Below are 19,253 nucleotides of genomic sequence, written 5' to 3'. Positions count from 1 at the left end.
GCAGCGTATGTCTGATCAAGAGCAATGGAGCGAATCTGGACTTGAAATTGCAGTCGTAGGATTAGCAGGTACGTTTCCCGGAGCACCGAATGTGCAAACGTTTTGGGAAAATGTATCGCAAGGGAAAGAATCCGTTACGTTTTTCACTGATGAAGAATTAAAGGCAGCGGGTGTAGATGAGACGCTGCTAAAGCGTTCTGATTATGTGAAGGCAAAACCATTTTTACAAAATGCATCATCATTTGATGCAGACTTTTTTGGCTACTCTCCGCGAGAGGCATCCATTATGGACCCGCAAATTCGATTGATGCATGAATGCACATGGCATGCGCTAGAGGACGCAGGCTATGAGCCTGAGCAATACGAAGGATTAATTGGTCTTTATGCCGGGGCATCTAGCAATCTATCGTGGATGGGGCAGCATATGTCGTCACTTGAAAAGAACGAAGATGTATTTCAAATCATGCATCTCAATGACCCGTCCTTTGCTTCTCGGATTGCTTATAAATTAAATCTAAAAGGTCCAAGCGTATCGGTACAAACGGCTTGCTCCACGTCGCTTGTTGCTATTCATATGGCCTGTCAAGGATTAATCGGAGGTGAATGCGACCTTGCGTTAGCAGGAGGTGTCACACTCCATCAGCCGCAAATCACAGGCTATCAATACCAAGAAGGAATGATTTACTCTCCTGATGGCCATTGCCGTCCGTTTGATGAAAAAGCAAAAGGAACCATTTTTGGTGAAGGTGCAGGCGTGGTTGCGCTAAAACGATTGAAAGATGCGATAGAAGACGGAGATTTTATTTATGCCGTCGTAAAAGGATCTGCAACGAACAATGATGGAAGCAATAAAGTCGGCTATACAGCCCCAAGTGTGAGTGGACAGGCAAGTGTCATTGAATCTGCGTTAGAAATGGCTGAGACAGAACCAGAGACGATTTCTTATATCGAAGCACACGGAACGGGTACGCCTGTTGGAGATCCGATTGAGATTGAGGCGCTTACTCGAGCTTTTCAAACAGATCAACAAGGCTATTGCCGGATTGGATCAGTCAAAGCCAATATTGGGCATTTAGATGCTGCAAGCGGCGTGGCTGGTTTTATCAAAACAGTCATGATGCTGCATCATCGTCAATTTGCCCCGATGCCGCACTTTGACAAGCCGAATCACCGTATTCCGTTTGATCAAACGCCATTTTATGTTGGGACAGACAAAGCGGAGTGGAAGACGTCTCATTTGCCAAGGAGAGCTGGAGTCAGTGCCTTTGGTATAGGGGGAGCAAATGCTCATGTCATCTTAGAAGAGGCGAAGCCGAGAAAAGCAAACAGCACGGCCTCGTCCAAAGAATTAATTGTGCTTTCAGCTAGATCAACGCATGATATGAAGAACATGACAAAAAACTTGAAGGAATATGTCTCCTCACATCATGAACTCTCACTTGGCCAAGCAGCTTACACCTTACAAAGTGGAAGAAAAGCCTTCAAATATCGAAAAACGTTTGTCTGTTCGTCGCGGGATGAATTATTAGAGCAACTGCAAGTGCAAGATACAGCAGGGAGAGAAAGTCTTCTTTATAAACGGATCAGCATGAGGCTGACGGGGTATCATGAGTCAGGTTTACGTGATTACATCAAGCTGTATGAGAAAGATCATTCTTTCAAAACAGAAGTGGATCGATTAATGAGCCTCGTCCAATCTGCGGTACCTATCAAAAAAGACGAGCTGTTCCATTCCAAACAAAGCAGACAATCAGAAGTGGCTATGCTGATCATGACATCGGCTTTTGCCAACGAGCTAAGGTCACTCGGAATTGAACCAGATGGTTGGATTGGAGAAGGCAGCGGAGTCTGGACAGCTTTGTATGCAGCAGGCGGGCTTGAGCTAAGAGACGCAGCATCAATTGTGTACGACCTTCATGACACCGAGACGGTTAATCAAAGGCTGGTTTCCCTGCCTCAGAGAACACTCCAACAGCCTGTTTACATGCAGCAAACCGGGGAGGAACTAACCACTTTCCACCCATCGTCTGCAAAGCGTTTTCTTGATATGGATCAGCCTGTAAAACCGCCTTTGATTGAGCAAGAATCAACAGCCTTGATCATTGATCTTTCAATAAAACAAAGCATTGTGGTTGAAAAGGGAGCAGAAAAATCAATCGAACCACTTGATGGAGACATTCTTCAAATCGCCGGTGTTCTTTGGGAAATGGGGGTCGGCTTATCCTTTCCTTTAACAGAGGAGAAGAACAGGCAGCGCATTCCGCTACCTGGGTATCCATTTCATAAAACCGATTTTTCTGCACAAACAAATACGATGGCAGCCATTGAGCCACAAAAGCCGCAGGATGTAAAGCGTGTTTTTACTTCGTTCGCTTCTTTACAAAAAGATATTCACGACATTGTTCAAACTCATTTTGGATTTGATCAAATGGATGATGAATCGCCATTTTTTGAATTTGGTGCGACATCACTTGATATATCTCAGCTTGCAGCGAAAATATCTGAGCGAATGGATCAACAAATTGACACTGTTCAATTGTATCGGTTTGCTACAGTGTCAAGCCTTGCTGAATATTTGTTTGAAGAACAGATGGAACGTGATCAAACATCTGCTTCTCTCCCAATAAAGAACACGTCCCAGGAGCATACGGATATTGCGATTGTCGGAATGGCAGGAAGATTCCCAGGGGCTTCGTCGCTAGAAGACTTTTGGCAGCGTCTTGTGAATGGCGAGGAAATGATTCACTTTTTCACAGAAGAAGAACTCAAGAAAGCAGGGCTGGATGCGTCTGTCTATCAGCATCCGAATTTCATTGGAGCAAAAGGCCGTTTACAAGAGATCGAAGGCTTTGATGCAGACTTCTTCAACTATTCTGCTAGAGAGGCAGAGCTCATGGATCCGCAGTTCAGGCTCTTGCATGAATGTGCTTGGGAAGCGCTGGAGGATGCTGGCTGTGACCCTGATCGAATGGCAGGGAAAATTGGCGTTTATACAGGAACGAGTCCAAATCATGAGTGGCTGACGCGCTTTGCACATCAAATGGAAGCAACCGAGCAATTCAGCGCAATGCTGTTAAATGATCGTGAATTCTTTAGTACGCAGCTTTCTTATAAATTGAATTTACACGGGCCTAGCGTGACCATGCAGACAGCTTGTTCGACCTCACTTGTCAACATTGGCATGGCTTGTCAAGCATTATTGAATCAAGAATGTGATGCAGCACTGGCTGGCGGTGTGACGGTCAGTTCTCCAGAAAATATCGGCTACATCTATCAAGATGGGATGATTCAATCAAAAGATGGACATTGCCGTCCGTTTGACCAAGAGGCGAGCGGAACCATTTTCGGAGATGGAGCGGGGATTGTTCTGCTAAAACGTTATGAAGATGCGATGAGAGACGGCAACCCGATTCATGCGGTCATCAAAGGGGTTGGTGTGAACAATGATGGCAGCCGAAAAGCTGGTTTTACCGCTCCGAGTGTGGAAGGACAGGCAGAGGTTTTAAAAGAAACGTATGAAAAATCAGGTATCGATCCCGCATCCATTGGTTATGTAGAAGCACATGGTACGGGGACAAAAATGGGAGATCCAATTGAGGTATCTGCCCTTAGTCAAGTGTTCAAAGGGACAGATCCGCTGACGATTCCGATCGGTTCTGTGAAAAGTAATGTCGGCCACTTAAATAGTGCGGCAGGGATTGCAGGTCTGTTTAAAGCCATTTTGGCCCTCCAGCATAAAACGATCCCGCCAACCATTCATTATGAATCACCCAATCAGGAGATCCCTTTCAAAGATACACCGTTTTATGTGAATCAAAAGGCGTTGTATTGGAAGGAAGCAGATGGCCCGAGAAGAGCGGGGGTTAGCTCTTTCGGTATCGGTGGAACGAACGCCCATATGATCATAGAAGAGGGCATACAGGCGAAGCAAAAACCAGCTTCTAACCAAAAGCAGCTGCTCGTCTTATCAGCAAAAACGGATACTGCTTTAGCGAAAATGACAGAGCAATTAAAGCAGTATGTGATCCAGCACCCTCAAGTTCCGCTTGAAGATATTGCTTATACATTGCGGTATGGCAGAAAGCAATTTCCATACCGAAAAGCCATCGTGCTCGCGTCTGCTGATGAATGGATGCAGCAGAACCAGCTTGAAACGAGTGTGTTCCGAAGCAAAAAATGGCGTAAAGCGACCTTTATGTTTTCGGGTCAAGGCGCTCAGTATGCTGGTATGATGCGCGGATTATACGATGCAGAGCCAGTGTTCAAATGGGAAGTAGATAGATGCTTTAAATATGTAATGGAAACGGAGCAAGTTGATTTAAAGGGCTTTGTTTTTTCCAAGAATGAAACGAACGAAAACATCACAAAAACGTCAAATGCTCAGCCGCTTCTCTTTATATTTGAGTATGCATTAGCCAAATTGCTTCAGCATAGCGGTGTTGAGCCAGAATCAATGATTGGACACAGTATCGGCGAATACGTTGCCGCTTGCTTGTCAGGGGTCTTTTCTCTGGAGTCTGCATTAACACTCGTGATGGCAAGAGGAAGATTGATGCAAGACATGGAAAAAGGCGCCATGCTTAGTGTGCAATTACCTGAGGCAGAGCTGACTTCGATGATTGATGAATCGCTTTCTGTTGCTGCTGTCAATGCAAAAGACCTTTGTGTCGTTTCTGGAAGAGAAGAGCATATCACTGCATTTGAAAAGAAACTGCAAGACAAAGGAATTGTCACAAGACAGCTCCATACTTCTCATGCCTTTCATTCCTATATGATGGAGCCGATGCTTGAGGCGTTTCAACAATTCGTAGAGAAAGTAGAATTGCATGAGCCGACGATTCCGTTTATATCGAATGTGACAGGCACCTGGGCAACAAGTGAAGAGGTGATGACAGCATCTTATTGGACGAGCCACCTGCGTGGAACCGTTCGTTTTCATGAAGGTCTATCTCAGCTGTTAACCGATGAAGTACGAGCGCTCATTGAAGTTGGACCTGGAAACAGCTTGACGGCATTAGCGAAACGTCATGATAACAAAGAGTCTCATCATGATGTTCTGAATATGGTGAGGCATGCAAGAGAACAAGCGGATGACCATGCATATTTCTTAAAAAGAATAGGAGAGCTATGGGCAGGCGGCTACGAGGTCAAAGCGCAGCAACATCCAACTCAAGAGGAACGTCAGCTCGTATCGCTGCCGACCTATCCATTCGAGCGGAAACGATATTGGATTGAAGCAGGAAAGCCGGTTTCTCCGCAGCTATCCGTTCCTAAGGAAACGAAGAAGAAAGAGATGGAAGAATGGTTCTACCTGCCTTCATGGGAGCAGCAGCCGCTAAAACCTGTTTTCGAAAAAGAAACAGAAGAACAAACGTGGCTCATTTTCAGGGAACAGGATGCTTTTCATGAACTGTTTACCCATTCATTTAAGCAACAAGGTATCAAGGTCATTTCTGTCACAAAGGGTGAAGCTTATCAAGAGCAAGAGCAGTCGTTTACGATCAATCCGGCAGAAGGCCAGCACTACCGTAACATGCTAGATTCATTGTCTAATAGAGGTGTCAATATCCATCGGATTCTGCATTTATGGGAAGCTGCGAAAGAAGATGACAACTCGAATCGTCAATCCGCTTTTCAGGCGCACATTGAAAAAGGCTATTACAGCTTAATTTTCTTATCTCAAGCGATTGCTGCCCAAAAAAATATTCGAGAATGCCGTCTGTTTACGATCACTAGCGGAATTCAGCCAGTCACAGGCAATGAGACGATATGTGCAGAGAAAAGTGCAATGCTTGGACCGTGTAAAGTGATTTCACAGGAATACCATCATATCAAATGCTGGAATATCGATGTGGAAGATGTGCCAGAAGTCATGTCTTGGAAGGAACAAGTACTTGTCGATCTTATTGTGCAGGAAATCATGCAGCCTGGAAAGGATCAGCTTGTGGCGTATCGTAATCGTCAACGCTGGGTGCAGAGCTACAAACATTTGCCGCTGCAAAAAGAAGATGGACTTCCGAAGATGATCAGGCCAAATGGTGTGTATCTGATCACAGGAGGTTTAGGCGGCATCGGATTTGTTCTATCAAAGATGCTGGCGAAGGAAGGAAATGTACATCTTTATTTAACTGGAAGAACGGCATTGCCGCCAAGAGATGAATGGGCGTCATACGTTCACCAAGTAAATGCCGATGAAGCGCAGCGTACGAGAATTGAGAAGGTGCTTGAGCTCGAACGATTAGGTGCAACAGTAGAAGCGGTGCAGGCGAATGCAGGAGATCTGGATCAGATGAAACGTGTATTTGATGCCATTCGCAAAAAGCATGGCGGCGTTCATGGTGTATTCCATGCGGCAGGATTACCAGGAAGTACATCCTTCCGTGCAATCAAAGATATCCCTTCTACACTGGCGCAGGGAGAGGATCAATTCCAATCAAAGGTGAAAGGGCTCGATGTGCTAGAGCAGCTGCTGGAACAAGAACAAGCAGATTTTTGTCTTCTCTTTTCTTCCATTAGTGCATTGCTTGGGGGCTTAGGATTCTCCGCTTACTCAGCGGCTAACTTATATATGGATGCATTTGCAGCTAGACTTAATCAACATAGTCAAACCCCGTGGATGTGTGTGAACTGGGATGCGTGGAATTTCTGGGGTGAGCTAGAATCCACAATTGGTGAATCGATAAATGAGCTTGCGATATTACCAGAAGAGGGTGCTGAGCTGTTCCAGTATGTTCTGTCTAACCGGCAGAATCGACACATGCTCGTGTCCACGGGAAATCTTGAAGAACGAATGGATCAATGGCTGTCACTAGAGTCGAAGGCAGCAGAGAATGAGGATTCATATGAGGTGTCTAAGCACGAAAGACCAGAGCTCGGCAATCCATATGTGGCTCCTCGAAATGAAACTGAAAAAGCGATCTGTCAAGTTTGGCAGGATTTTATGGGCATGGAACAAGTGGGCATTCACGACAATTTCTTTGATCTCGGCGCAAGCTCGCTGGATATTGTTCAAGTCACCAATCGGTTAAATCAAGCACTTCAAACAAATGAAGCGGTTGTGACCTTGTTTACGTACCCATCTGTTGCTGAGCTTGCGAAATATATCCAGCCTTCTGAGGACTCGCAGGAAGAAGCGATGGAAGAAGAACTAGCCGTCGTCACTTCAGGTGATCGAAGAGCTCGTTTTAAACAGCAACGGAATAAAAGATTGAGAGGCGGAATCGAGAATGAATGATACAACGAATCACTATCATGGCGCAGAAATTGCTGTTATCGGTCTTGCAGGTCGTTTTCCAGGGGCCAAAAATGTAGAAGAGTACTGGGAGAATCTGAAAAAGGGAAAAGAAACCATCTCTTTTTTTACAGAGGAAGAATTACGGCGTGAAGGTACAGATGAAGCCTTATTGAAAAACCCCCGTTTTGTTAAAGCAAAAGGGATGCTAGATGATGTTGATTTATTTGATGCGGATTTCTTTGACTATACACCAAAGGAAGCGGCTATGATGGATCCGCAGTTCAGACTGTTTCATGAATGTGTGTGGACGGCGCTTGAAGACGCTGGGTACGATCCGTTTGAATATAAAGGGCAAATTGGTCTTTATACAGGTGCAGGAATCAATACAGAATGGGTCATGAGAGCACTTCAAGGGGCGGCTCAAGGTGAGGATTCGAAAACACTGGAAGCTGCCGTTCTGAATATGCGTGATTATTTGGCGACGATGATTTCATATAAATTAAATTTGAAGGGGCCGAGTATGGTGGTGCAAACCGCCTGTTCGACCTCGATGGTGTCGATTCATTTAGCTGTTCAGGCTTTATTAAGCGGTGACTGTCATATGGCTGTTGCAGGCGGCGTGTCCATTCGCCTGCCGCAAAAATCGGGCTATCTTTATCAAGAAGGCATGATCCATTCATCTGACGGACATTGCCGCGTCTTTGATAACAAGGCCGATGGAACCGTTTTTGGTGATGGTGCAGGAGCCGTTATTTTAAAAAATTTAGAGGATGCCATTGAAGACGGCGATCACATTTATGCTGTCATTAAAGGATCATCTATTAATAATGACGGAAATAGAAAAGTAGGATATACAGCGCCGAGTACGAAAGGTCAAGTATCAGCGATTAAAACAGCACTTCGAATGGCTGAGGTGGAACCTGAAACCATTTCGTACATTGAAGCACATGGAACCGGAACAACCCTCGGAGATCCGATCGAAATTGAAGCGCTCAAGCAAGCGTTTGATACAGATAAAAAAGGCTTTTGCCGCATTGGTTCTGTCAAATCAAATGTTGGTCATTTGAATGATGCGTCAGGTGTCGCCGGCTTTATTAAAACCGTTTTAAGCTTAAAGCATCAAGTGATTCCGCCGACGATTCATTTTGAAACGCCGAATGAAAAAATTGAATTTGCCAATTCGCCTTTCGTTGTAAACACAGACTTGACGCCATGGAGCAAGCATGAATCTCCTCGCCGTGCAGGTGTAAGCTCATTTGGGATTGGTGGAACAAATGCTCATGTCATTTTAGAAGAAGCACCTGCTACACGTGTCGCCGCAGATAGCCCTGAGGATAGTGAACTCCTTTTATTATCTGCCAAAACACCAGCAGCTCTTGAGAAAATGACCGATCGCCTTGCGGACTATTTACTTCAGCATCAGCAGCATGTTCGTCTAAGTGACGTTGCCTATACGCTGCAAACAGGGCGCCATCATTTCCCGCATAAACGTGTCATTCTTGGAAGTAACACGGCTGACATGTTACAGGCGCTGAATCAAAGGTCAAAAGAGGTGGTCAAGACGGCAAGCTCCCAAACATCGAGCCGGCCAGTCGTCTTTCTTTTCCCAGGTCAAGGATCTCAGTATGTAGACATGGGGCGTCAGCTTTATGACAAATATCCAGTCTTTAAGGAAGCGCTGGATCAATGCTTGAATCAATTCAAACAGCATATCTCAGTTGACCCATTCAGCATTTTATTCTCAACAGAAGCAAGTGATGATCCTCAGCTGATCAACCAAACAGAATATACGCAGCCGCTTCTGTTTAGTGTGGAATACGCTTTGGCTAAATTGCTGATTCATTTTGGCGTCAAACCGCAGGCACTGATCGGCCACAGTATTGGAGAATACACAGCTGCTGCCGTATCTGGTTTACTATCTGTTGAAGATGCCGTAGATCTTGTGTCTTATCGCGGACAGCTCATTAGCAAGCTTTCAAAAGGCTCTATGCTGAGCGTTCCTTTGAGTGAACAGAACGTGCTGCCATATTTAACAGATGATCTTTCACTTGCAGCAGTAAATGGTCCTGAGTTATGTGTAGTGTCAGGGGAGACCGCAGCCATTGATGCACTTACTGAGAAGCTGGAGGCTGCTGGACATGGGTGCAGGAAGCTTCACACCTCTCATGCCTTCCATTCTAAAATGATGGATGACATCCTGCCATCATTCAAAGAAAAGGTAGCTGAGTATCAATTGAATGCACCGTCTATCCCGTATATTTCTAACGTCACAGGTACGTGGATTGACCATGAAGCAGTGCAAGACCCGGCATATTGGGCTGATCACTTGCGGCAAGCGGTCCGTTTCCGTGATGGAGCGGAGACATTATTAACGGAGCTTGATCCTATTTTCGTTGAAGTCGGGCCGGGGAATACGTTAAGTGCCTTTATTCGCCAAGCCTCAAAGGAACACCATCAGCAGCCGATTCCATTGATGCGTCACCCGAAAGAAGAGGCAGCAGACGACCGCTACCTGCTGGGCAGGCTTGGTGACATCTGGCTTCAAGGGGTGCCGGTTGACTGGACAAAATGGCGAAATCAGACATCAAATCAAAAAGTATCCTTGCCGACCTATCCATTTGAACGACAAAGATATTGGATTGAAAAGGTAGATACATCCGCATTATCTTCATCCTCAGGTGTGCAAATGGTGGTGCCGAAGGAAAACAAGGGGCAGGGAATAGAAAAAAACAATCAAGTCCATTCCGCCGCAGCGAATGATATTGAGGCAACGTTACAGCGGATGTGGAAAGACATTTTAGGAATTGAAAAGGTGGAAAGAGACGACCACTTCTTTGAGCTTGGCGGACATTCGTTAAATGCGACCGGTCTGATTTCTCAAATTCACAAAGAGTTTGGTGTAGAACTTACGCTCACAGACATGTTCAACAATCCGACGATTGAAAAGCTCCAAGCATTCATCGAAAAGGCAGAGAAGCATCAATATTTCAAGATTGAACCAGTGGAAAAGAAAGACACGTATCCATTATCTGCTGCTCAAAGACGGACATTCCTCATTCATCAGCGTATTGGTCAAGTGACCTCATACAACATGCCGATGGCACTAAGATGTAAAGGTGAAATTGACGTCGAGCGCTTTGAGCAGACCTTCAAGCAATTAATTGATCGTCATGAAACATTGCGAACGACCTTTGAATTAAAAGATGGAGAACCGGTTCAGCGGGTCCATGATGATTTCCAGTTTGCTGTTGAAATAACAGAGGCTGATGAAGAAGGATTAGAAGCACAAATCGATGAATTCATTCGTCCATTTGACTTAAAGGCTGCACCATTGATCCGTGTGCGTTTTGTGAAAATCGCAGCACATGATCATCTCTTATTAGTCGATATGCATAATATTGTGGCGGATGGAGCGAGCATGAACATCTTTATTAAAGAATTTACTGAGCTCTATCGAGGGGAAACCTTGCCGGAACTGACCGTTCAATATAAAGATTATGCAGAATGGCAAGACAAATATTTCCGCAGCGAGATGTTTCAAAAGCAGCAGGGTTATTGGAAGCAGCAAATTGGCTCAAATGTGCCAACTTTGACAATGCCATATGATTTTGAACGGAAGGAACAATCCTTCTTAGGAAGAGCGATTAAATTTAATATTGAACCGCACATCGTTGAGAAAATTGAACAGCTCGCTGAACGGTATCAACTGACAAATAACGTCATCTTGTTCCAGCTATATGGGCTGCTGCTCTCACGTTATGCGGTTCAGGAGGAATTGATTGTCGGTTCACTTGTGGCTGGACGACGTCATGCAGATATCGAGCATACAATTGGCATGTTTACGAACTTCCTGCCAATTAAACTAGACATGGTACAAGAAGCAACCTTTACAGAGCAATTGGCGCAGACAAAGCAAGTACTGCTGGATGCGTATGACCATCAAGAGTACCCATTTGACCAAATGGTTGAGCATCTGAATCCAAAAACAAGACCGCATCGCAATCCATTCTTTGATACGATGCTCATCTATCATAATGAGTACGATCCGAATATTAAAATTGAAGCCGATGGACTAACATTTGAAACACATGAGTTTGCAAAGGGGATTTCCAAACTTGATATGAAAATGGATGTTGTCAGAGAGGTAACGGGGGAGTTAAAGTGCGTCCTTCAATACAATCTGGCTCTGTTTAAACATGAGACGATGCAAGCTTTCGTCAACCACTTCCAGCACTTGGTCGAACAGGCTGTTCAAACACCTGATCAACTGCTCAAGGATTTCGCTGTTCTTTCACAGGAGGAAGAACAAGCAGCAAAAGAGAAAAGGGAGCGCGCAGAGGAAAAAGCACCGCTCGTACTGACAGTCAGCTCGACATTTACAGCAGATCCAGTCGCACCTTATATTCAGTACTGGACCAAGCAGTTTGATGTGCAGCTTGATGTTCAATTTGCACCATATGGGCAGGTTTATCAGGAATTACTAAATGAGCGCAGCCTTATCTCACAGAAGAAAAACGGTGCGAATCTTCTGCTCATTCGTTTAGAGGATATCACTGGTCCCGCTCATCTTTCACTGGAAGAAAAGAAAAAACTGGCTTCAGAGCATGCTGAAGAACTTGCAAACGTTCTGAAATCAAAAACGAAACATAACCTATATTTTGTTGGGATTCTGCCGATAAGTGCTGCTCTTAAAGACACCCTGCAAGACGTGGAACAAGAGTGGATTGCTCAGTTATCTGAGATAGGCGGTGTTCAGTTGATCGACTGTCGTCAGCTTGCACAGCAATATCAGATGTATGACATCTTTGATGAAAAAGGAGAGCAAGCCGCACACCTCCCATTCACTGAAGTCTTTTGTGGAGCTATCGGTACAAAAGTCGCACGCGAGATCATTGCATGGCAAGGTGCACCATTTAAGGTAGCGGCCATTGACTGTGATCATACGCTTTGGAGAGGTGTCGTTTCAGAAGACGGTGTGGAAGGCATCGACATTACGCCAGAACATCAAATGCTTCAGCGCTTTTTAAAACAAAAGCAGCAAGAGGGGCTCCTGCTTGTCTTGAGCAGCAGGAACAATGAAGAAGATGTGTGGCGCGTGTTTGAAAACCACCCAGATATGATCTTGCAAAAAGACGATATCGTCGACTGGCGCATCAATTGGGAAAGTAAACCGGCACATCTAAAAGAGATGGCAGATTCTCTGAACCTTTCATTATCTCAGTTTATTTTCTTAGACGATGATCCAGCTCAGTGCTTGCGTATGAATGAAGAGCTGCCTGAAGTAATGACGCTGCTGTTACCTGCCAATGAAAAAGCGATTCCATTATTCGCCCAGCATGCTTGGGCATTCGACCGCTATGATGTCACAGATGAAGATAGAGGACGAACAACGAGCTACAAGGCTGAAAAGGCTCGTCAAAAAGAGAAAGCAGAGTCGCCGTCAATGGAGCAATTTTTACAAGATTTGAATTTGAACATGAGTGTAACAGAGTGGGGAGAAGAGCACCTTGCCCGCGTGGCGCAAATGAGCAGCCGTATTAACCAATTCCGCTTAAATGAGCAGCGCTTTGATGAACAGCAGCTGAGAGAGCGGATGGAAAATGAGCATGTCCAGGGCTGGGTCATTGAAGCAGCGGATCGCTTCAGTCATGAAGGGATTGTAGGGGCTATCTTGGCTCATCATGCAGACGGCACCTTGAAAATTGATGCATGGATGCTAAGCTGCCGTGCTCTAGGGAAAGGGATTGAGCAAAAATGTCTGACATGGCTCGCTGAATACAGCCGTCAGCACCAGCTTTCTTCCATTGAATTTACATTTGCATCGACTGGACGTAATGAGCTGTTCAAGTCATTTATGCAAGAGCACCAGATGCAGGAGGTTGAGGGGCAGCAAACATATCGTATACAAGTGGAAGAAATCGATTCACTGAGCAATCACATTCAGATCGTCGACCACCTGTCACCTCGTCAGCACTCGGCAGAAGAAATAGAGGGTCAAAGGGTGGAGGCAGCAAGTCATTCAGCTTCTAAAGGTTATACATGGGAAACGGTTCAACCAGATCAAACGCTGCACAGCGGTTATGTAAAAGCCCTTAAGGTACATGATCAAGAAGGTCTTCGTGCATTATTAAAGACGGAACTGACACAGGATCATGGACTTTACGCACAGCCAACCAATGAACGCGAGGCATTGCTTTTTGATATTTGGTGTGACATTCTTCATGTGGAAAAAGTAGGAATTGACAACGACTTTTTCGATTTAGGAGGAAATTCTTTACTTGCTGTCAAAATGGAAGTAGAGATTGAAAAGAAGGGTTGGTATGTTGATGATTTGAATTTTGCTGAAAAACACACCATTCGAGAATTAGCAAAATATATGAAGAGGGAGAATCAGCATGCATAAAGATGTAAAAGCCATATATGAAGAATCAAAAATTTTAGATGAGGCCACTCATTTATACGGGGTCCAGCGAAGTGACATCCACTTTATCGCAGATGCAGAAAACTATGTGTATGAACTTAAAAAAGACGGAGAGTCTTTCATTTTAAAAATTACCCATACCATCCGCAGATCACCTGATTATATTTTAGGTGAAATGGAATGGCTCCATCACTTAGCGAAGGGCGGACTTTCGGTTGCGAAACCAATTGCTTCATTAAATGGCCGTGATATCGAGCAAGTAGACGATGGGCAAGGCGGTTCATTTTTGCTTCGAGTCTATGAAAAAGCATCAGGCCATAAAGTGGAAGAGGCAGACTGGAACGATGAATTATTTTATGCCCTTGGACAGTACACAGGGCGCATGCATAAACTGACAAAAAGCTATCAGCTGTCAGACCCACGTTATAAAAGACAAGAGTGGGATGAAGAGGAGCAGCTTAAACTGCGTAAGTATGTCCCAGCCGATCAGACTCTTGTGTTTGAACAAGCGGATCGGTTGATGGAAAAGCTGGCAAAGCTTCCGAAAAATCAGGATACGTACGGATTGGTTCATGCGGATCTTCATCACGGAAACTTCCACTGGGATCAAGGGAAAATTACGACCTTTGATTTCGATGATATCGGGTACAACTGGTTTATAAATGACATCAGCATTTTGCTATACAATGTCTTGTGGTACCCTGTCATTCCATACGAAGACAAAGCTGCTTTTGCAGGAAACTTTATGAAGCAATTCCTTAAAGGCTATCGTGAAGAGAATGAACTTGGGGATGAATGGCTTGCCTACATTCCTGACTTCCTTCGCTTACGACACATGCTGATCTATGGCTTGCTGCATCAAGCATTTGATTTGGCCACCATTGGAGAAGAAGAGAAGGCCATGCTCGCTGGCTTCCGCTCCGACATTGAGCAAGCAGCACCGATTACGACGTTTGACTTTACAAAACTAAGTCAATCTTAAAATGAAAATCCCCGCCTATATGATGAGGCGGGGGTTATTTTTTATGGGCGATAGGTGGACGGTGATTCAATAATGTGAAACAGGTTCTTTCCTTGCTTTGTATTATCGATCCAGCCTTGAAATGCTGCTTTACCAGGTCCATATGCATAGACAGGGACATCCTCACCTGTATGGGCAAAGGTTGTCCAGCCTGAGAAAGAACGCTGATCAAAGATATGTTGAATGCTGAGTTGGATCGTACTGGCCTTCCCTGATTGTGCCGCTTTCTCTACCTGTGAGATTTCCTCTTTTGTGAGCGCGAAATCAATATTGGTGTCAAGGACATCACGTACAGATTGACCCCCTGCGATTTTCTTTGCCATATACACAGGCGTTTTCTTAGCAGCTAGAATGGGTGCTGGGTCCCATTTATAGCCGGTCTCACTTGTCATACCATCTGCGCCAAAGGAAAATCCTCCAGTCGCATGATCTGCTGTGATGACGACGAGGGTTTCTTGATCCTTTTTAGCGAATTGAAGAGCCGCATGAACTGCTTTCTCAAAATCCTCCATCTCACTCATTGCGCCGACCACATCATTTTCATGTCCAGCAGAATCAATGGTACTGCCTTCAAGCAGCATGAAAAATCCATGCAGGTTGTCTTGATTTAATTGGGTTAATGCTGCCTGCGTCATGTCTTTTAAAGTAGGCACATGCTTTGGGCGATCAATGGCTCGATCCAGCTCGTCCTCCTGGAATAAGCCGAGCATTTTCGAAGATGATTGAGAGGTTAAATCATCTTTTGATCGCAGAATGGAATACCCGCTCTTCTTAAATTCTTGCACAAGATTACGGTCTTTTCGATCAAAATATTGCATTCCGCCACCTAGAAGGATATCAACTTTGTGCTCTCCGCCTATTTTCTCATCAAAAAAGTGGTCTGCAATTTGTTCTTTGTTTTTTCGGGAGACGTTATGTGTGCCAAAAGCGGCAGGTGTTGCATCGGTGATGTCAGATGAGACAACAAAGGCTGTTTTCATTTGTGCTTCCTTTGCTGCTTCAACGACACTTCTAAGAGGTTCTTTTTCTTGGTTGACGGCGATGGCATCATTGTATGTCTTTTTCCCAGTCGCCATGGCCGTGGCTGCGGCTGCTGAGTCGGTAATATTATCTCGAGGATCATCTGGATGTGTGGTCTGCATCCCGACTAAATACGGGTCCCAGACGGTTTGTGCTTTTGTAGAACCAAGCTTTTCCTGCTTGAATGTGCGGTAGGCTTTGATCACGGGCATCCCCATTCCATCGCCAACGATAAAAATAATATTTTTTGGTGTTTTCGTTTGTTTCTTGTCTGCCGCATTTGTTGATACGGGAGTGACATCATGTGAGGTTAATAGAACAGCTAATACGAGTACCGCTAGAATCCCACTCATAAGAAAAATACGATTTTTACGATCCATAGAGCCCATGAAAAATCTCCTTTTATCATTTATTTCATAATTTGTATTTTATTTGAATGAAGGCGATGGTTCAACCCTTTTCCCATAAAAAAAGGCGATGAGACTTTTATCTCACCACCTTTTATACCGTATCACACTTCACGCCAACGACGCCTTTTAGATCTTTAATATCAAAGTACACATCTGTTGTATAGCGATCTTTATGCACGCGTACGCGTACTTCCATAATCGGGTAGTTCTTTTCTGTTAAATCATCAATTCGAACAGAATGAATGCGAATATTGAGGGCTTTCATTTCTTTTAAAATATCCGTCATGCGGTTTCGATCAGAAAGAGACATTCTGATGCGGATTTCTTTTTCCTGTAAGCGAATCGGTCCGATCCGCTGGAAGAGCCACGGTAGAAATTCGACACTAATCAGAATAAAGAAAAGACTGAGGAAGGCTTCTTTATAAAATCCTGCACCTGTTGCAACCCCAAGTCCTGCTGCTCCCCAGATCATCGCAGAAGTCGTGAGACCTGAGATGACATCATTGCTTTTTCGCAGAATCACACCTGCTCCAATAAAACCAACACCAGATATAATTTGCGCCGGTAACCTGAGTGGGTCCATTTGAAGCTTAGAGACTCGAGGGAAATTGTAGGCTGCATCAATGCTGATGATGGTTAATACGCAGGAGCTGACAGCAATGACAATACACGTTTTTAAGCCGAGGGGCTTTTTCTTCAGCTCTCGTTCAAGCCCGATAATCAAACCGATTAAGGTGGCCACGGCTAATTTTAAGACCGTATCCCATTCAATTGTCCAAAACATGCGTATCGCTCCTTCACTTCATGTACGTTTCACATCATGTATATGATCTTCTCACAGCCCATATGGCTGCACAACTCTTATTTTATTCAGAATCAGAAGAAAGAAAAGCTTTTTATTTTATTTAAAAAGAGAGTCATCCGCATAAGGCAGATGACCCTTCATGTTCTTTATTTTGTTTCTTCTTCAAGATGATTTTCCATTTTGGTAAAAAGCTTCTTAGAAGCTTTAGATGGTTTATTGGTCAAGAGGCTGACAATGATGGCAGTCAAACCACTCAAAATAAATCCGGGAACCATTTCGTACAAGCCAGTTGTATTATTCAAGCCAGTTGAAATCCATGTTAAGACAACAACTGCTCCTACAACCATTCCTGCTAGTGCACCGTGATGGTTCATACGCTTCCAATATAGGCATAGAAGGATAACTGGACCAAATGAAGATCCAAAGCCTGCCCAAGCATAACCAACAAGGTCAAGAATGGTATCACTTGGATTAAGTGAAAGACAAAGCGCGATAATGGCAACGACTAGTACAGACATACGTCCAATCATCACCAGTTCTTTGTCTGACGCTTTCCTTCTAAAGAAGGTCCGGTATAAATCCTCTGTCATTGCACTTGCAGTCACGAGCAGCTGTGAAGAAATCGAACTCATAATCGCAGCTAAAATGGCAGAGAGTAAAAATCCAGTAATATACGGATGGAATAACACCTTAGAAAACACAATAAAGATGGTTTCTGGGTCTGCTAAAGTGGTACTAGTCTCATGTACATAAGCTACACCGACTAATCCAACAGACAGTGAACCAATGACAGACACAATCATCCAGCTCATACCGATACGACGTGCTGGCTTTAAATCTTTTACGGTCGTAATGGCCATAAATCGAACAATGATGTGCGGCTGTCCAAAGTAACCAAGCCCCCATGCTAAGAAGGAAATAATGCCAATGACGCTCGTTCCTCTGAATATATCAAGCAATTTTGGATCAATTTGTTGTATATCTTGATACGTGGCAATTGGACCACCTAATTGAGTAAAGGCAACGATCGGCACGAGCACTAATGCTAAAAACATAATGGCCCCTTGAACAAAATCAGTTAAACTAACTGCCAAAAAGCCGCCGAATAAAGTGTATAGGATCACGATACTAGAGGTTAAAATTAAACCAAACATATAATTCGCACCAAACGCAGATTCGAATAAACGTCCGCCAGATACCATACCTGATGAGGTGTACAGTGTAAAGAAAATCATAATAATGACAGCTGAGACAGCTTTTAATAAAGTAGAAGAATCTTTAAATCGTTTGTCAAAAAAGTCTGGAATGGTGATCGCGTCATCAGCAACCTCTGTATACGATCGTAAGCGAGGAGCTAAGAATAGATAATTCAAGTAAGCTCCACTAATCAAACCAACAGCAAGCCATCCTGACGAAAGTCCTGTTGTATACATCGCGCCTGGAAGTCCCATAAGCATCCAGCCGCTCATATCTGAAGCACCAGCAGATAGAGCTGTCACGTAAGGACCTAGCCCGCGTCCGCCTAACATATAATCATTCAAGTCATTTGTTTTTCTAAATGCATACCAGCCAATGGCCAGCATTCCAATAAAATAAATAGATAGAGAAATTCCAATCTCAATACTCATGTTTCCATATCACCTTTTTCGTATTAATTTGACATCACCTCATTCAAAATATAAAACACAGAACATCTGATATAGCTGTCTGCTCACTGCTATGGTTACTTAACCTATCAGAGTATTCCCGACTGATCAACCTTCTTAAACCTCCTTCTTACATAAAAAAATGCGTGAATTATTGATGAGAATCCATATGTAAGCGTTACCAATAATATTTAAAAGAAAAAATTTTCTGAGAAATAATCAATTCCTGATACAAATCATTTTCATACTTTCTGGTTTTAAAGGGGGATTGGGTGAATGGCTACCTTCTCAAGCCTCCGCAAAGTTGCTTTAGAACAGTAAAATTTGATATGATAAAGTGTATATGACTTATGATCATGACCATGAACACGTATCATTTTTGGAGGTGAACCTGCATGTCTAGAATTTCAATAGAAGAAGTAAAGCACGTGGCGCATTTGGCACGGCTTGCAATCACAGAAGAAGAAGCTGAAATGTTTACTGAACAGCTTGATAGCATCATTTCATTTGCAGAGCAGTTAAACGAGGTAGATACGGAAAACGTTGAACCAACAACACACGTATTAAAAATGAAAAACGTCATGAGAGAAGATGTTCCGAATAAAGGTCTTTCCATTGAGGCAGTCATCAAAAACGCGCCTGATCATAAAGACGGCTATATTCGTGTGCCATCAATTTTGGACTAAAGGAGGCCTG

The 19,253-nt window shown here is 44.0% G+C and carries 7 protein-coding genes; 4 read left to right on the top strand and 3 right to left on the bottom strand.

The window, feature by feature from the left end; translation table 11 throughout:
- The first annotated feature begins 7 nt into the window (after window positions 1–7).
- From C6Y06_RS15990 to C6Y06_RS15980, 3 genes are read left to right on the top strand one after another with little or no spacing between them, the layout of a single operon-like run.
- On the top strand, window positions 8–7,234 hold the full coding sequence (locus C6Y06_RS15990) for a type I polyketide synthase (RefSeq protein ID WP_223251464.1): 7,227 nt from the start codon (window positions 8–10) through the stop codon (window positions 7,232–7,234).
- A complete protein-coding gene (locus tag C6Y06_RS15985) occupies window positions 7,227–13,637 on the top strand; it encodes a type I polyketide synthase (RefSeq protein WP_106037204.1) in 6,411 nt (2,136 codons plus the stop codon). The genes C6Y06_RS15990 and C6Y06_RS15985 overlap by 8 nt, the downstream gene beginning before the upstream one ends.
- Window positions 13,630–14,637, top strand: coding sequence for a phosphotransferase enzyme family protein (locus tag C6Y06_RS15980; RefSeq protein WP_060595710.1), 1,008 nt, complete (start codon window positions 13,630–13,632; stop codon window positions 14,635–14,637). The genes C6Y06_RS15985 and C6Y06_RS15980 overlap by 8 nt, the downstream gene beginning before the upstream one ends.
- Before the next feature lie 41 nt (window positions 14,638–14,678).
- Here the strand turns inward: C6Y06_RS15980 and C6Y06_RS15975 are convergent, their stop codons facing one another.
- The 3 genes from C6Y06_RS15975 to putP form a co-directional block, all read right to left on the bottom strand.
- On the bottom strand, window positions 14,679–16,085 hold the full coding sequence (locus C6Y06_RS15975) for an alkaline phosphatase (RefSeq protein ID WP_066031201.1): 1,407 nt from the start codon (window positions 16,083–16,085) through the stop codon (window positions 14,679–14,681).
- Window positions 16,086–16,197: 112 nt separating this feature from the next.
- A complete protein-coding gene (locus tag C6Y06_RS15970) occupies window positions 16,198–16,890 on the bottom strand; it encodes an MgtC/SapB family protein (RefSeq protein ID WP_106037203.1) in 693 nt (230 codons plus the stop codon).
- A gap of 167 nt (window positions 16,891–17,057) precedes the next feature.
- Window positions 17,058–18,539 carry a sodium/proline symporter PutP gene (gene putP, locus C6Y06_RS15965; RefSeq protein ID WP_012009183.1) on the bottom strand — a complete coding sequence of 494 codons (1,482 nt, stop codon included), beginning with the start codon at window positions 18,537–18,539 and terminating at the stop codon, window positions 17,058–17,060.
- Window positions 18,540–18,952: 413 nt separating this feature from the next.
- On the opposite strand from putP, the gene gatC reads away from it, so the two are divergent.
- Complete coding sequence (gatC, locus tag C6Y06_RS15960) at window positions 18,953–19,243, top strand: Asp-tRNA(Asn)/Glu-tRNA(Gln) amidotransferase subunit GatC (RefSeq protein ID WP_003213898.1); 291 nt, start codon at window positions 18,953–18,955, stop codon at window positions 19,241–19,243.
- Window positions 19,244–19,253: the final 10 nt, after the last annotated feature.

Origin of the sequence: Bacillus sp. MZGC1 (genome assembly GCF_002998605.1) — a bacterium.
In the GTDB taxonomy this organism is placed as follows: Bacteria; Bacillota; Bacilli; order Bacillales; family Bacillaceae; genus Bacillus.
Note: the sequence above shows the minus strand (reverse complement) of the source record. Positions and strands in the feature narration are given on the sequence as shown.